Here is a 13,332-nt window from a genome sequence, read left to right on the forward strand (position 1 = left end):
GGGTGGTCAGCGTTCGTGGTGGCGAGTCCATTCGGTCCAGGCCTCGTCGAGGAGTGGCGCGACGGCGTCGTAGGTTTCCCAGGTGTCGGGTGCGTGGTAGATGGTCTCGTGGCGGGCTATTTCGGGGACGTAGTCGTAGGCACGAAGATAGGGGCGGTAGGCGGCGTCGGCGAAGGCTCGGCCGCGATCGTTGAGATCGCCGTGGTCGAGTTGGCCGGCACAGTGGTCGAGTAGGTATTGGCCCGGTGTCTTGGTGCGATCGCGCAACTCAGCGAGCTCCGGTCGGGGCCGGGGCTCGGGTTCGCCCCAGAAGAGTCTGGTCGGCGAGTGCAGGTCGTGGGCGACGGCCCAGGCGTAGAAGATTCCGATGTGGGTGGCTGCGGCGTCGCGATCCAGACCTAGGTCCGAGGTCGTGTCCGAGTGCCATTCGCTGTCGTCGTAGGTCATGAATCCCCCGTGAAGTGATAGCGGTCCGAAGTCCGGCTCCGTGCGAACTCTACGGCGGCGGGGGTTCTCGGGGCGAGATCGATGCTTTCGCGGATTTGTGGGATGTCACCGACTTTGGATGAAATGTTTACATTTCACTCCATTGGCGGGGATTGATGTGTTCTTTGGGCGCATGAAGAAGTTCGCCACAGTCGCAGTCCTGTCCGTCGCACTCCTCGGTGCCCCCGCCGCCGTCGCATCCGCTGCCCCCAGTGCCGATTCCGGGTCGGGAGGGTCGGGGTCTTCTGAGACCTCGCTGATCTGCTCGCCGCTGGCGGGGATTCTGTTCGCTACGGGCAGTGTGGAGAAGCCGCCGCTCTACGATCTGCTGTGCATGTTCAGCTGAACGGGGAGCGGTCGATTCCGCAGCTGATGCCGGCCGGCGGGAGCTGGGCCGTGAACAGGTAGTCGCGTTTGAGGTGTTCGGCGCAGGTGCTCCGGACGTACATGGAGCTGTGGCCCGCGCCTTCGATGACGACTACCTGGGCCCGGTTCAGTTGGGCCGCACCGGCTTTCGCGCCACGTAGCGGGGTGGCGGGGTCGTAACGGCTGTTGAGGACGAGGATCGGGGCGGCGGTTTCGCGGTTCCATGGGCCGGTGTAGCGGTCTCGGTCCTCGCCCTGCCAGAAGGCGCAGGGGGTGGCGTTGAAGACCGCGGTGCGGCCGAAGTCGCGCGACTGGAGGTCCTCGGCGGCGGCCACCTGGCTGTAGACGGCGGGGTCGCGCGGGACGGTGCTGTCGGAGCACTGGATGGTGTAGAAGGCTTCGACGCGGTTGGCGGGGTGCTCACTCGAGAAGAGGGCATCGGGGGTCCTGGTGGGCAGGACGGTCGCCGAGTCGAAGAGATTCTGGAGCAGAATCGCCAGGTCGGGATAGGTTTCGGGGCGGGAGAGGCTGCCCGCGGCGCTCACCACCTGCGAGTACGTCCATGGGGTGCCGTCGACCGTGATCGGGGCGATGCGGGCGCGTTCGGCCAGCGCGATCCACTTGAGTTTCGGGTCGCCCGCGGCGAACGCGCAGCGTGGACCTGCGGCGGAGCAGTCGCGCAGGAAGGTGTCGAAGGTTTCGGCGATACCCGCCGCTACGCCCTGGCGAGTATCGAGAGGCAGGTTCGCGCCGTCGGCACCGTGGCCGTTGACATTGCCCTCGAAATCGAGCGAACCGTCGAACGCCATCGCGCGGACCCGGCCTGGGAACATATTGGCGTACACCGCGCCGACCTGGGTGCCGTAGGAGATGCCGTGGTAGGTCAGGGTTTCGTCACCGACCGCGCGGCGGAGTAGATCCAGGTCGCGGGCGGTATTGGCGGTGGAGGCGTGGTGCAGGATCGGGCCCGCGTTGCGGGCGCAACGGTCGGCGATGTCGGCGGATGCGGCGAAGAACGCGGGTTCGTCGTTCGGGTCGGTGGGGGTTCCGGGGAACGAGCCGAGGTAGTTCGCCTGCTCGGCGGTGCTGTCGAAGCACTGGGTGCCCGCGCTGCGCGAGACCGAGCGCGGATCCCAGGACACGAGGTCGAAGCGGGCGCGCAGTTCGTCGGAGAACAGCCATGGCCAGCGGGCGCGTTCGCGGAGTCGATCCACACCGGAGGGGCCGGGGCCGCCGAAGTTGACGAACAACGAGCCGATGCGCTGCGCGGGATCGGCGGCGGGCAACTTGATGACAGCCAGATCGATCTGCGCGGCTTGCGGGCTGTTGTAGTCCATCGGTACCTGGGCCAGCGCGCATTCGAAGCCGTCCGCGCAGGACTCCCAGGCCAGCGTGGGGGTGGCGGCGTTGTCGGCGAGCTGGTCGACATACGCCTCTGCCTTCGCGGGCGCGACGAGCGCACCGATCCCGAGCAGTGCGGCGAGTAGAGCGGCCGAGCCCCGGCGATACGCACGGTGGGAAAACAACGGCCGAGCCTCCTGCGCAGATCCGACGAACCTCGCGAAACTACCACACTCGTGAGCACGGCTTATGAGCGCAAAGTCGTTGTGATCGAACACAATTCGCGATGCGAGCGCGCCGCGGAGGTGACATCGCCGCAGGTCGAGCCGTTCATTGTTCGGAATTCAGTGCAAATTGTTCGGTTACCGCAGTATTACCCGCGCCTGATAATCCTGTGTATTTTTCGAGAGTGTGATCTCAACGCTGGTCGGCAATTTATTTCGCCGCTACTGTCGAGGGGGCTGCGTGAGAATGCAGCATGTAGATGGGTGTCAGTGTCGATCCCTTGCCGACCGAATGCAGAGGATGTGAATTGTGACCCTGACCACAGAAAATGGAACCCGTGACCTGGCCCACCGGGCGCCCCTACGCGGGATTCCGGCGGGTGCGATGCCGATGGTCGCCTTTCTTTCGATTTTGGCCGGATTCATCGGCGCGGCGGCTTATACGCATTCCGCCGGGTATTTCGTGACATTTATGACCGGTAATACCGAGCGGGCCGTTCTCGGCTGGTTCGACAACGATCATCTGCTGGCCGTCGGTGCCATTACCTTGCTTTTCTCGTTCGGCCTCGGGGTGTTCGTGGCCTCGATGCTGCGCCGACGGCTGTGGCGCAGCGGGCACTACGGCGCGTCCGTGGTGACCACCGTGGCGCTCGCCGCGGCCGCGGTCGTCGACTACGCCCTCGACCAGACCGGCGGCCAGGAGGTCGGCTTCATCCCGATCGCGTTCGTCGCCTTCGCGGTGGGCGCGCTCAACACCGCCTTCGTCAAGAACGGCGAGGTCAGTGTGCCGCTGAGCTACGCCACCGGAACGGTCGTGAAACTGAGCCAGGGCATCGAAAGCCATGTCAGCGGCGGCAGTTCGCGCGATTGGCTCGGCTACGGCCTGCAATACGGCGCCTTCGCGCTCGGCGCCCTGCTCGGTGGACTGATGAGCATGGTCGTCGGCGGTGAGATGATGCTGATCGTCGCCACGGGCGTCTCGGCTTCGGCCATCCTGATCACCTACCGGTCCACCGGGGCCGATCACACCGCCGCGTGACGAAGGTCGCCGTACCCCCGGGTTTTGTCCTGACCACGGGATTGCCTACACTAGAGCGGTTGCCTGGGCAGATCTGTGTCCGCTCCACGTTCAGCGTGAGTGGACCCCCAGGCGCCGAGAGCTCGCAAGAGAACTCATCCGGTCGGTAAGTGCCGACCGGACCAGCCGAATTGTTGTAGGCCCACGGTCACCTGCGCGTATGCGTGCCGGGGATGTTGCATGGGAACCGCAGCGAGAAAGGTGTCGAGGTCTAACCATGACCATGACTGATCCGATCGCAGACTTCTTGACGCGTCTGCGCAACGCCAACTCGGCGTACCACGATCAGGTGAAGGCTCCCCACTCGAAGATCAAGGTGAACATCGCCGAGATCCTCAAGCGTGAGGGCTACATCGCCGATTACCGCACCGAAGACGCGACCGTTGGCAAGGCCATCGTCGTCGATCTGAAGTACGGCCCCAGCCGTGAGCGCAGCCTGCAGGGCCTGCGTCGCGTCTCGAAGCCGGGTCTGCGTGTGTACGCGAAGTCCACCAACCTGCCCAAGGTCCTCGGCGGCCTCGGCGTGGCGATCATTTCCACGTCGACCGGTCTGCTCACCGACCGTCAGGCATCCAAGCAGGGCGTCGGGGGCGAAGTCCTCGCCTACGTCTGGTAAGGGAGGTCAGGACTAATGTCGCGTATTGGTAAGAAGCCCATCGAGATTCCGGCCGGCGTCGATGTCACGATCGACGGCCAGGTTGTCACGGTCAAGGGCCCTAAGGGCACCCTCTCGCACACCGTGGCCGAGCCCATCGTCGTCACCAAGGGTGAAGGCAATGAGCTCGAGGTCGCTCGTCCCAACGACGAGCGCGCGAACCGTTCGCTGCACGGCCTTTCCCGCACCCTGATCGCCAATATGATCGAGGGTGTCACCAAGGGCTACGAGAAGAAGATGGAAATCTTCGGCGTCGGTTACCGCGTTCAGGCCAAGGGTTCGAACCTCGAGTTCGCCCTCGGTTACAGCCACCCGGTGCCGATCACGGCCCCGGCAGGCATCACCTTCGCGGTGGAATCGCCCACCAAGTTCTCGGTGTCCGGGATCGACAAGCAGGCGGTCGGTCAGATCTCCGCTGTCATCCACGGACTGCGTAAGCCCGACCCGTACAAGGGCAAGGGCATCCGCTACGCCGGCGAGGTCGTTCGCCGCAAGGTCGGAAAGACGGGTAAGTGATCATGGCGCAAACTGCTAACCAGAAGGCGAAGCGGATTCCGCTGGGCAAGGACGCTTCCACGAAGCGTCGTCTGTCCAAGACCCGTCGTCACTTCCGTCTTCGCAAGAAGGTCGAAGGCACCACCGTGCGTCCGCGCCTGGTGGTCAACCGCTCCGCGCGCCACCTGCACGCTCAGCTGATCGACGATTCGGTGGGCCGCACCATTGCCGCCGCCTCCTCGATCGAAGCCGACGTGCGTGCGCTCGAAGGTGACAAGTCCGCCAAGGGCGCGAAGGTCGGTCAGTTGATCGCCGAGCGTGCCAAGGCTGCCGGTATCGAGGCGGTCGTGTTCGACCGTGGTGGTCACGACTACCACGGCCGTATCGCGGCGCTGGCTGATGCCGCTCGTGAAGGTGGGCTGAAGTTCTGATGACTGAATTTGCGAACGAAGGGAACGTCTGATGCCGGGACGTCAGCGGCGCGATGGCGGCGGCGGACCCGCCGGACCGAACAACAACAACAACAGCAACGCCGGTGGCCCTGAGGGCAACCGTCGTGGCGGTGGCGATCGTCGCGGTGGTAACGACCGTGGCGGCAACGCTGCCGAGAAGAACCAGCTCGAGCGCGTCGTCGCTATCAACCGCGTCTCCAAGGTCGTGAAGGGTGGTCGTCGCTTCAGCTTCACCGCCCTCGTGATCGTCGGTGACGGCAACGGTCTGGTCGGCGTCGGCTACGGCAAGGCCAAGGAAGTTCCCGCGGCCATCCAGAAGGGTGTCGAGGAGGCTCGCAAGAGCTTCTTCCGCGTCCCGATGATCGGCTCGACCATCGTCCACCCGGTTCAGGGTGAGGCGGCGGCCGGTGTGGTCATGCTGCGTCCGGCTTCGCCCGGTACCGGTGTGATCGCCGGTGGTGCGTGCCGTGCCGTGCTCGAATGTGCCGGTATCCACGACATTCTGTCGAAGTCGCTCGGTAGCGACAACGCGATCAACGTCGTTCACGCGACGGTGGCCGCGCTCAAGATGCTGCAGCGTCCCGAAGAGGTTGCCGCTCGTCGCGGTCTGCCGATCGAGGATGTCGCTCCGGCGGGCATGCTGCGTGCGCGTGCGGGACAGGGAGCCTGACATGGCTGATCTCAAGGTAACTCAGATCAAGAGCACGATCGGTGCCAAGTCGAACCAGCGCGACAGCCTGCGGACACTCGGCCTGCGGAAGATCCGCCAGTCGGTGGTTCGTGAGGACAACGCTCAGAACCGCGGTCTGATCAACGTCGTGCGCCACCTCGTAACAGTTGAGGAGGTCTAGACATGACCATCAAATTGCATCACCTGCGTCCCGCCCCTGGCTCCAAGACCGAGAAGACCCGTGTGGGTCGCGGTGAGGGTTCCAAGGGTAAGACCGCCGGTCGCGGTACCAAGGGCACCAAGGCACGCAAGAACGTCCCCGCGGCGTTCGAGGGTGGCCAGATGCCGCTGCACATGCGTCTGCCGAAGCTTCGCGGCTTCACCAACCGCTTCCGGGTCGAGTACCAGGTCGTCAACGTTGGTCGCATCGCCGAGCTGTTCCCCCAGGGCGGCGTCATCGGCAAGGCAGAACTCGTCGAGGCCGGGGCCGTTCGCAAGAACGAGCTCGTCAAGGTTCTCGGCGACGGCGAGATCGGTGTCGCCATCCAGGTGACCGCCGACAAGGTGACCGGCTCCGCCAAGGAGAAGATCACCGCAGCCGGTGGCACTGTCACCGAACTGGCCTGACGGTACTGTTAGTTAACAGCTGACACCGGACGAGTCGCGAGCTCGTCCGGTGTCACTGTTAGAGTTCCAAGTGTTGTCTGCCAAGCTCGTCATCGGCTGACGATTCCACATGCTGTCCAGTGGTTCAGTCGCATGGCATGACCATGTCGTTCGCCAGGAGGATTTGTGCTTTCCGCCTTCGTATCGGCCTTCCGGACTCCGGACTTACGGCGGAAGATTCTCTTCACGCTGGGGTTGATCGCGCTGTACCGGTTGGGTGCCGCGTTGCCGTCCCCCGGCGTCAACTACCAGAACGTCCAGGAGTGCGTGAAGCTGGTTTCCGGTGGCGATTCCGCCGGTATCTACCAGCTCATCAACCTGTTCTCCGGTGGTGCGCTACTTCAGCTTTCGGTGTTCGCGATCGGCATCATGCCGTACATCACGGCGAGCATCATCATCCAGCTGCTGACCGTCGTCATCCCGCGGTTCGAGGAACTGCGCAAGGAAGGCCAATCCGGCCAGACCAAGATGACGCAGTACACCAGGTATCTGTCGGTCGCGTTGGCGATCCTGCAGGCCACCGGCCTCGTCGCGCTCGCCGCGCGTGGTCAGCTATTGCAGGGCTGCCAGGAGGACATCCTCGAAGACACCAGCATCTTCGGCATGGTCATCATCGTGCTGGTGATGACCGCCGGTGCCTGCTTGGTCATGTGGTTCGGCGAGCAGATCACCGAGCGCGGTGTCGGCAACGGCATGTCGCTGCTCATCTTCGCCGGTATCGCCGCCCGTATCCCGCTCGACGGCAAGGCCATCCTCGACACCCGTGGTGGCCTGGTCTTCGGCCTGGTGTGTGTCGCCGTGCTGGCGATCATCGTGGCCGTGATCTTCGTCGAACAGGGTCAGCGCCGGATTCCGGTGCAGTACGCCAAGCGCGTCGTCGGTCGCAAGATGTACGGCGGCTCGTCGACCTACCTGCCGTTGAAGGTCAACCAGGCCGGTGTCATCCCGGTGATCTTCGCGTCCTCGCTGCTGTACCTGCCCAACCTGGTCGCGCAGCTCACCTCGTCCAGCACCACGACGGATCCGAGTTGGTGGCAGGAGATCATCCAGAAGTACCTGGTCGACCCGACCAACCCGGTCTACATCGCCATCTACTTCGGCTTGATCGTTTTCTTCACCTACTTCTACGTCGCGATCACCTTCAACCCGGAGGAGCGCGCCGAGGAGATGAAGAAGTTCGGTGGCTTCATTCCGGGCTATCGTCCGGGCAAGCCGACCGCCGACTACCTGAACTATGTGCTGAGCCGCATCACCCTGCCCGGCTCGATCTACCTCGGTGCGGTCACCGTGCTCCCGAGCCTGTTCCTCGGCGCGGGCAGCACAGGCCAGTCGGCGAACATGGCCTTCGGCGGTGCCGCGGTGCTCATCATGGTCAGCGTGGGTCTCGATACGGTCAAACAGATCGAGAGCCAGCTGATGAATCGAAATTACGAAGGGTTCCTCAAGTGAGAGTTGTTCTGCTCGGTCCGCCGGGTGCCGGCAAAGGTACTCAGGCCGTCCTGCTGTCAGAGAAGCTGGGCGTTCCGCACATCTCCACCGGAGACCTCTTCCGCGCGAACATCAGCCAGCAGACCGCCCTCGGTCGCGAGGCACAGAAGTACATGGACGCGGGCGACCTCGTCCCCAGCGACGTGACCAACCGGATGGTCGAGGCCCGCGTGGCCGAGCCGGATGCCGCCAACGGCTTCGTGCTCGACGGCTACCCGCGCACGGTCGACCAGGGTGACGCGCTCGAGAAGATCCTCGAGCACCACGGCACCAAGGTCGACGCCGTGCTCTGCTTCGTGGTGCCCGAGTCGCTGCTCAAGGAGCGGATGCTCGCGCGCGGCCGGGCCGACGACACCGAAGAGGTGATCGACAACCGTCTGCGTGTCTACCGCGAGGAGACCGAGCCGTTGCTCGAGTACTACGACGGTCTGGTCGTGACGGTCGAAGGAGTCGGCGAGGTCGACGAAGTCAACGCGCGGGCGCTCAAGGCGCTCGGCAAGTAGCTCTTCCCTTCCCCCCGATCGGAGTACTGAGGCCGGATGGTCTTCAACCGGAAGAAGAAGGTCGTGCCGTTCCGTTCGGCGGGCGAGCTGGATGCCATGGCTGCAGCCGGCGCGATCGTCGGCGCGACGCTGGTCGCCGTTCGCGCGGCGGCCAAGCCCGGCGTTTCGACGCTGGAGCTCGACGAGGTCGCCGAGGCGACGATCCGGGACGCGGGCGCCGTCCCGTCGTTCAAGGGTTACCACGGCTTCCCCGGCTCGATCTGTTCTTCGGTCAACGACCGTGTGGTCCACGGGATCCCCTCGGCGAGTGAGATTCTCACCGAGGGTGATCTCGTCTCCATCGACTGCGGTGCCATCCTCGACGGCTGGCACGGCGACTCGGCGTGGACGTTCGGCATCGGCAACATCATCGAGGCCGACCGTCTGCTGTCGGAGGCGACGATGTGGTCGATGGAAGCCGGGATCGCGGCCATGATCCCCGACAACCGCCTCACCGACGTCTCGCACGCGATCGAACTCGGTACGCGCGCGGCCGAGGAGATCCACGGTCGCCAATACGGCATCGTCGACGGTTACGGTGGCCACGCCATCGGCCGTGAGATGCACATGGATCCGTTCCTGCCCAACGAAGGCGCGCCCGGTAAGGGGCCGCGCCTGGTGGTGGGCTCGGTGTTGGCGATCGAGCCGATGCTCACCCTCGGCACCACCGACACCAAGACGCTCGGCGACGACTGGACCGTGGTCACCACCGACGGTTCGCGCGCCGCGCACTGGGAGCACAGCGTCGCCGTCACCGAGGACGGTCCGCGCATCCTCACCCTCCGCCCGGAGTGACTTCGGGAGTATGCTGATCGCCACTCAACTCTCGGACGGTCTTCCGAGCCCGTTGAGCGCCGTGGCGATGCGACTGATGCCGGTCGCGTTTCCGGCGTCCATGTTCTGGAGCTGGTTTGCCGCGGTCACGATATTTTGCCCGGCGGTGGCGAGGTCGGTGATGGAGTCGGTCAGTTCGGTTTTGAGCAGACTGGCCAGCGCGACAAGCTTTGCGCCTGTCTCGAAGCCCGGGTTTCCATTCTGTGCTGGTTCGGCGGAATCGAACATCGGTGCCAAGGCGGCCGTTGCCTCATCTGCCTCGGTTGTCAGTAGGCCACCTGACGTTATTACCTGGTCGGGGGCGATATCGATCTTGTCGCTCATCCGGACTCGCCTTCTCTCGCGCTAGGCACTGCTCGGGCACGGCCCATCGCCGCCCCCGAGGGGACTGTCTACACTCATGTCGAGGTCTATTGCCAACAGGGTCACGATTGCAATGAGCAGGTGAATTGCGGCATAAGCCGCTCCAATCGATGCGATCGCGACAATGAGCAGGCGCAACTTCTCGCGTTGCCTTATCCACACCACACCGATAATGACGGATATTGCTAACGCGACGAATCCACAACCCAAGTTGACTGCATCTAGAAGAATGACTTCGTCGCGCCACGGAACATCGCCCCGGCACTTCAGATCGCGCATGGCCGTAGTCCACTCGTCGACTCGATGTTGTCGAGCCCGAGCCAATAGATTGAGTGCGATAATCGCGAGTAGCCCGATGCCGCTCAGGAGCCATGTCCAAACAAGAGTCCTTCGGCGCTGTCCCACTACCATGTCTGCTTCGGTCGCACTATGGATATCGCCTGTTGCCCCTCTGAGAGCTCGACCATGGGTAGCCGATCCTGCAGGCTGAGATTCACCTCATTGCTGGTGTGCTGGGTGTAGAGCACCTCGCCGTTCGGCAACACGGCGCTCACGACCGCTGCATGGTGGCTTTCCCCATTATCGGGGCCGCCGTCCGCGTAATTGAAGTACACAATGTCGCCGGGACGGGCTTGGCTGACCGGGACCTCTGTGCCTCCGTTCTCGAGGAAGAATTTGCGGTTGAGGTCGGCCGCTGACCATGTATCGCTATGTGTCGCCCCCGGGTACGAGGAGATGACATCCGCCAATGGCGCCCTTCCCCAATTCTCGTCATTGTGAATGCCGCCGAACTCGTCCAGCTTCTGCTCCAGGCCACCATTGAGTAATGCATGTGAGACGAAAGTCGTGCAATTTCCGTTCTCGCCGTAGACGTCGATGCTCGTGTTGTTGACGTTGTTCAACGCCCACTCGACGGTTTTCGTCGGGTTGTAGCCACTGCTGTCATCTGACAGTGTCTTCTTCACCTCGTCGGGGATTCCGTCGAGATTCATGAGGTCGACCGGCAGCGCCCGCATCATGTCGGTTTGTTGCTGCGGCGTCAGGGAGTTCCACCAAGCCGTGACGTCGCCGGACAGCATCCCGACGGGAAGTTGATCTCGCAACGCCGCCAGGCCCTGATGGACGGCATCTCGCTGACGGATGCGCGCGTCGATGGTCGTAATGGTGTTGGGATCGACGGTCAAGGTGGAGAGCCCCTGGGCGCACGCGATGTCGGCCTGCGTCGCTGCCTGCACGGCGTCATCGATCAGCCGCCGTGCGCGCCCGAAAGCCAGCATCGTGTCGAAGCCGAAATTGCCCTCGGCTGATGTGATGTTGCCCTCTCCGTCTACCGCGAGCCCCGCACGTTCGGCGTTGGCGACGGCCGTAGTGAGTTCTCGCTGGGCCACATCAATCGCATCCTGGAAAACGTCGAGTACCGACGTTGCGCCACGGGCGAGCACACCGGCATTGACCAGGCGATTGGCGACTTCGACAAGAGTTCCGCGGGCGATGTCGCCGGTGCTGTCTTTCCAGTTCTCCTGCAATGCCGAGATGCCATTGGCATGGATGTTCGAGCTTGTTCGCTCAGATTGCTTTGCGACAACGAGCATGTCATCGGCCGCCACCTGCCACAGGCTTGGTTTCGCGGCTACGAGGTCAGCGAAGGTAACCATCTGGGGCTCCTAGATCAGCGAGGTACTCGGCGTGACGAGCCAACCTGAGGAACAGTTCCCCATCCGGTTGCGCGTCGAGTTCCGGGTCGGTGACGAGCACCGGTAGTTGCGCCTTGATTGCGGCTACACATTCGAGTAGTTCCGCAGTCAGAGCTTGGCCGCCTGCGACTCGTGCCCACCGCGCGTTGACTTCGATCGAGGTCAGCTGAAATCTGGTTGCCTCGACGCGCACCGTTGGCTCGATGTCCCCAGCGGGGATGTGGCCTTGCGCCCGGTGGACTATCTCGCCCATCAGATCCAGGTATGTCTGGCGATACTCCTCGGCGGTTCGGGCTAGTAGCAACACGGGCGCCGCTTCGCGGAACGAAGCGGACGTGGGTAGCCGGATCAGGCGGTCATCCTCGGTACGAAGCGCGCTCAGCGCGTCGTTATAGGCGTCCATGAGCGCACCGTCGTACCTACTGGGCGTAACGCGCAATGTCCAGTCATCCGCGGCGTGAACGTCTTGCGGAAAACACTCGTCGTCGAGGACGAATCTGATCACGCTCAGTTCTGGAGTGAAATGCTGCTGTACGGCAGCTCCGGTGCGTGGGCCGACTCGGTCGCGTTCTGGCTCTTCGCTCCAGTATTCGTCGTCTGGATCGTCGTAGTGGTTGTACCAACCAGCGACCGCCACTGTCTGCCCCCCGGCAATGATCTACCACGACAACTGATTTGCGTCGTCGTCTGGTCTGCACAGTAGCGGTGGCGAACTGGTCGGTCAATCGGTGGCGGCCCTGCTGCTGGCCGATGCCCCGTCTTCGACACCCAAGGCCAACTCACGAAAACGACTGGACCGTGGTGACCACCGAAGATCTTTCGCGACTTTTCGGTGAAGTAATGTTTCGAATGCGGGTTCGGGTGGGGGTGATCCTGTATCTCTGAGTAATGAGATCCGGGATCGCGATGGTCGTCGCCGGTTGTGTGGCGACGGTGTTGCTCGGCGGGTGTGGTGAGCCGCCTGCCGAGTCGCGCTACATGGGCTCGGGGAATACCTACGGGTCGGCTGGTGCGGGTTTCGAGACCTGCATGGTCACCGACGCGGGCGGGGTGGACGACAAATCGTTCAACGAATCCGGCTGGAACGGGGTCAAGGCCGCGATCGACGCCAACCCCGGCGTCTACGGTTCCTATCGCCAGTCCAACAGTTCCGCCGACTACGAGCCCAACCTGCGCGCCTCGGCCGATGACGACTGCGATCTGGTGATCGGCGTCGGCGGCCTGATGGCCGAGGCGGTGGCGCAGGTCGCCTCGGAATATCCCGATCAGCGTTTCGCGATCATCGACGCGCACATCGACATGGCCAATGTGTACTCGATGGAGTTCAACGCTGCCCAATCCTCTTATCTCGCAGGCTATCTCGCTGCGGGGATGTCGAAGACCGGTCGGGTCGCCACCTGGGGCGGCATGCAGATTCCCGCGGTGACGATCTTCATGGACGGGTTCGCCGCGGGGGTCGCGGGATACAACGCGGCGCACGGGAGCAAGGTCGAGGTGCTCGGCTGGAATGTGGGCGACCAGAACGGCTCGTTCACCGGCAACTTCGACGATACGAGCGCGGGCCGCTCGCTCACCGAGAACTTCATCGCCCAGGGTGCCGATGTGATCCACCCGGTCGCAGGCCCGGTCGGCATGGGTGGAGCCTCGGCGGTGCAGGACTCGTCGAATGTGTCCATGATCTGGGTGGATTCCGATGGCTACCTCGCGGTTGCCGAGTACAAGGACATCATGCTGTCGTCGTCGATGAAGGACATCGCCGCCGCGGTGCGCGTCGCGATCGACAACGCCTACGGCGGGGGCGTCAAGGACGGCCGGTACGTGGGCACGCTGAGCAATGGCGGGGTCGGTCTCGCACCGTTCCACGACTTCGACGCGAAGGTGCCCGAGCCGTTGAAACAGGAGCTCACCGCCCTGCGACGCGACATCGTCGACGGCAAGATCGTGATCGACTCCCCGGCCGCCCCGAAGCTGTAGAGGA

At 63.8% G+C, this 13,332-nt stretch carries 18 protein-coding genes; 12 read left to right on the forward strand and 6 right to left on the reverse strand.

Annotation, left to right across the window (positions count from 1 at the left end):
* Positions 1 to 6: 6 nt before the first annotated feature.
* The gene (locus ACFWUP_RS17785; protein ID WP_379235508.1) at positions 7 to 447 is read right to left on the reverse strand and encodes a hypothetical protein; all 441 of its coding nucleotides are present in this window, start codon (positions 445 to 447) and stop codon (positions 7 to 9) included.
* A 172-nt stretch (positions 448 to 619) separates the two neighbouring features.
* On the opposite strand from ACFWUP_RS17785, the gene ACFWUP_RS17790 reads away from it, so the two are divergent.
* Positions 620 to 832: a hypothetical protein gene (locus tag ACFWUP_RS17790; protein ID WP_379235510.1), complete on the forward strand. Its 213-nt coding sequence runs from the start codon at positions 620 to 622 to the stop codon at positions 830 to 832.
* Here ACFWUP_RS17790 and ACFWUP_RS17795 read toward each other — a convergent pair.
* Positions 825 to 2,378, reverse strand: a complete 1,554-nt coding sequence (locus tag ACFWUP_RS17795; protein WP_379235512.1) for an alpha/beta hydrolase — start codon at positions 2,376 to 2,378, stop codon at positions 825 to 827. The genes ACFWUP_RS17790 and ACFWUP_RS17795 overlap by 8 nt on opposite strands.
* Before the next feature lie 424 nt (positions 2,379 to 2,802).
* Between ACFWUP_RS17795 and ACFWUP_RS17800 the strand changes: the two genes are divergently transcribed.
* The 10 genes from ACFWUP_RS17800 to map all read left to right on the forward strand — a co-directional run bounded on the left by ACFWUP_RS17800 (position 2,803) and on the right by map (position 9,258).
* Positions 2,803 to 3,456: a YoaK family protein gene (locus ACFWUP_RS17800; protein WP_379235719.1), complete on the forward strand. Its 654-nt coding sequence runs from the start codon at positions 2,803 to 2,805 to the stop codon at positions 3,454 to 3,456.
* Positions 3,457 to 3,712: 256 nt separating this feature from the next.
* Positions 3,713 to 4,111, forward strand: a complete 399-nt coding sequence (rpsH, locus tag ACFWUP_RS17805; protein ID WP_194825885.1) for a 30S ribosomal protein S8 — start codon at positions 3,713 to 3,715, stop codon at positions 4,109 to 4,111.
* A gap of 15 nt (positions 4,112 to 4,126) precedes the next feature.
* A complete protein-coding gene (gene rplF, locus ACFWUP_RS17810) occupies positions 4,127 to 4,666 on the forward strand; it encodes a 50S ribosomal protein L6 (protein ID WP_379235514.1) in 540 nt (179 codons plus the stop codon).
* Positions 4,667 to 4,668: 2 nt separating this feature from the next.
* Positions 4,669 to 5,076: a 50S ribosomal protein L18 gene (gene rplR / locus ACFWUP_RS17815; protein WP_378903950.1), complete on the forward strand. Its 408-nt coding sequence runs from the start codon at positions 4,669 to 4,671 to the stop codon at positions 5,074 to 5,076.
* Positions 5,077 to 5,107: 31 nt separating this feature from the next.
* Positions 5,108 to 5,767, forward strand: coding sequence for a 30S ribosomal protein S5 (rpsE, locus tag ACFWUP_RS17820; protein ID WP_379235516.1), 660 nt, complete (start codon positions 5,108 to 5,110; stop codon positions 5,765 to 5,767).
* Position 5,768: 1 nt separating this feature from the next.
* On the forward strand, positions 5,769 to 5,948 hold the full coding sequence (rpmD, locus tag ACFWUP_RS17825) for a 50S ribosomal protein L30 (RefSeq protein WP_056819257.1): 180 nt from the start codon (positions 5,769 to 5,771) through the stop codon (positions 5,946 to 5,948).
* 2 nt (positions 5,949 to 5,950) lie between these two features.
* Positions 5,951 to 6,394 carry a 50S ribosomal protein L15 gene (gene rplO, locus ACFWUP_RS17830; protein WP_101464424.1) on the forward strand — a complete coding sequence of 148 codons (444 nt, stop codon included), beginning with the start codon at positions 5,951 to 5,953 and terminating at the stop codon, positions 6,392 to 6,394.
* 165 nt (positions 6,395 to 6,559) lie between these two features.
* Positions 6,560 to 7,882, forward strand: coding sequence for a preprotein translocase subunit SecY (gene secY / locus ACFWUP_RS17835; RefSeq protein ID WP_379235518.1), 1,323 nt, complete (start codon positions 6,560 to 6,562; stop codon positions 7,880 to 7,882).
* Positions 7,879 to 8,424, forward strand: a complete 546-nt coding sequence (locus ACFWUP_RS17840; RefSeq protein ID WP_379235520.1) for an adenylate kinase — start codon at positions 7,879 to 7,881, stop codon at positions 8,422 to 8,424. The genes secY and ACFWUP_RS17840 overlap by 4 nt, the downstream gene beginning before the upstream one ends.
* 36 nt (positions 8,425 to 8,460) lie before the next feature.
* Positions 8,461 to 9,258, forward strand: a complete 798-nt coding sequence (gene map / locus ACFWUP_RS17845) for a type I methionyl aminopeptidase (protein ID WP_379235522.1) — start codon at positions 8,461 to 8,463, stop codon at positions 9,256 to 9,258.
* A 24-nt stretch (positions 9,259 to 9,282) separates the two neighbouring features.
* Here the strand turns inward: map and ACFWUP_RS17850 are convergent, their stop codons facing one another.
* From ACFWUP_RS17850 to ACFWUP_RS17865, 4 genes are all read right to left on the reverse strand, one after another.
* On the reverse strand, positions 9,283 to 9,621 hold the full coding sequence (locus ACFWUP_RS17850) for a hypothetical protein (protein ID WP_379235524.1): 339 nt from the start codon (positions 9,619 to 9,621) through the stop codon (positions 9,283 to 9,285).
* Between the two features lie 21 nt (positions 9,622 to 9,642).
* On the reverse strand, positions 9,643 to 9,939 hold the full coding sequence (locus tag ACFWUP_RS17855; RefSeq protein ID WP_379235526.1) for a hypothetical protein: 297 nt from the start codon (positions 9,937 to 9,939) through the stop codon (positions 9,643 to 9,645).
* Positions 9,940 to 10,064: 125 nt separating this feature from the next.
* On the reverse strand, positions 10,065 to 11,315 hold the full coding sequence (locus ACFWUP_RS17860) for an amidase domain-containing protein (RefSeq protein ID WP_379235528.1): 1,251 nt from the start codon (positions 11,313 to 11,315) through the stop codon (positions 10,065 to 10,067).
* On the reverse strand, positions 11,299 to 11,991 hold the full coding sequence (locus tag ACFWUP_RS17865) for a hypothetical protein (protein ID WP_379235530.1): 693 nt from the start codon (positions 11,989 to 11,991) through the stop codon (positions 11,299 to 11,301). The genes ACFWUP_RS17860 and ACFWUP_RS17865 overlap by 17 nt, the downstream gene beginning before the upstream one ends.
* A gap of 251 nt (positions 11,992 to 12,242) precedes the next feature.
* Between ACFWUP_RS17865 and ACFWUP_RS17870 the strand changes: the two genes are divergently transcribed.
* The gene (locus tag ACFWUP_RS17870) at positions 12,243 to 13,328 is read left to right on the forward strand and encodes a BMP family protein (protein ID WP_379235532.1); all 1,086 of its coding nucleotides are present in this window, start codon (positions 12,243 to 12,245) and stop codon (positions 13,326 to 13,328) included.
* Positions 13,329 to 13,332 lie beyond the last annotated feature (4 nt).

It is taken from the genome of Nocardia sp. NPDC058658, from assembly GCF_042716665.1.
Lineage (GTDB): Bacteria > Actinomycetota > Actinomycetes > Mycobacteriales > Mycobacteriaceae > Nocardia.

What these genes read in the sequence shown, in the direction of transcription:
- ACFWUP_RS17800 (WP_379235719.1), top strand. Translation starts at nt 2,803, where the DNA reads ATGCCGATGGTCGCCTTTCTTTCGATTTTGGCCGGATTCATCGGCGCG.
- ACFWUP_RS17860 (WP_379235528.1), bottom strand. Translation starts at nt 11,315, where the DNA reads ATGGTTACCTTCGCTGACCTCGTAGCCGCGAAACCAAGCCTGTGGCAG.
- ACFWUP_RS17790 (WP_379235510.1), top strand. Translation starts at nt 620, where the DNA reads ATGAAGAAGTTCGCCACAGTCGCAGTCCTGTCCGTCGCACTCCTCGGT.
- ACFWUP_RS17870 (WP_379235532.1), top strand. Translation starts at nt 12,243, where the DNA reads ATGAGATCCGGGATCGCGATGGTCGTCGCCGGTTGTGTGGCGACGGTG.
- rpsE (WP_379235516.1), top strand. Translation starts at nt 5,108, where the DNA reads ATGCCGGGACGTCAGCGGCGCGATGGCGGCGGCGGACCCGCCGGACCG.
- rplO (WP_101464424.1), top strand. Translation starts at nt 5,951, where the DNA reads ATGACCATCAAATTGCATCACCTGCGTCCCGCCCCTGGCTCCAAGACC.
- rpsH (WP_194825885.1), top strand. Translation starts at nt 3,713, where the DNA reads ATGACCATGACTGATCCGATCGCAGACTTCTTGACGCGTCTGCGCAAC.
- rplF (WP_379235514.1), top strand. Translation starts at nt 4,127, where the DNA reads ATGTCGCGTATTGGTAAGAAGCCCATCGAGATTCCGGCCGGCGTCGAT.
- rpmD (WP_056819257.1), top strand. Translation starts at nt 5,769, where the DNA reads ATGGCTGATCTCAAGGTAACTCAGATCAAGAGCACGATCGGTGCCAAG.
- ACFWUP_RS17785 (WP_379235508.1), bottom strand. Translation starts at nt 447, where the DNA reads ATGACCTACGACGACAGCGAATGGCACTCGGACACGACCTCGGACCTA.
- map (WP_379235522.1), top strand. Translation starts at nt 8,461, where the DNA reads ATGGTCTTCAACCGGAAGAAGAAGGTCGTGCCGTTCCGTTCGGCGGGC.
- ACFWUP_RS17855 (WP_379235526.1), bottom strand. Translation starts at nt 9,939, where the DNA reads ATGCGCGATCTGAAGTGCCGGGGCGATGTTCCGTGGCGCGACGAAGTC.
- ACFWUP_RS17850 (WP_379235524.1), bottom strand. Translation starts at nt 9,621, where the DNA reads ATGAGCGACAAGATCGATATCGCCCCCGACCAGGTAATAACGTCAGGT.
- rplR (WP_378903950.1), top strand. Translation starts at nt 4,669, where the DNA reads ATGGCGCAAACTGCTAACCAGAAGGCGAAGCGGATTCCGCTGGGCAAG.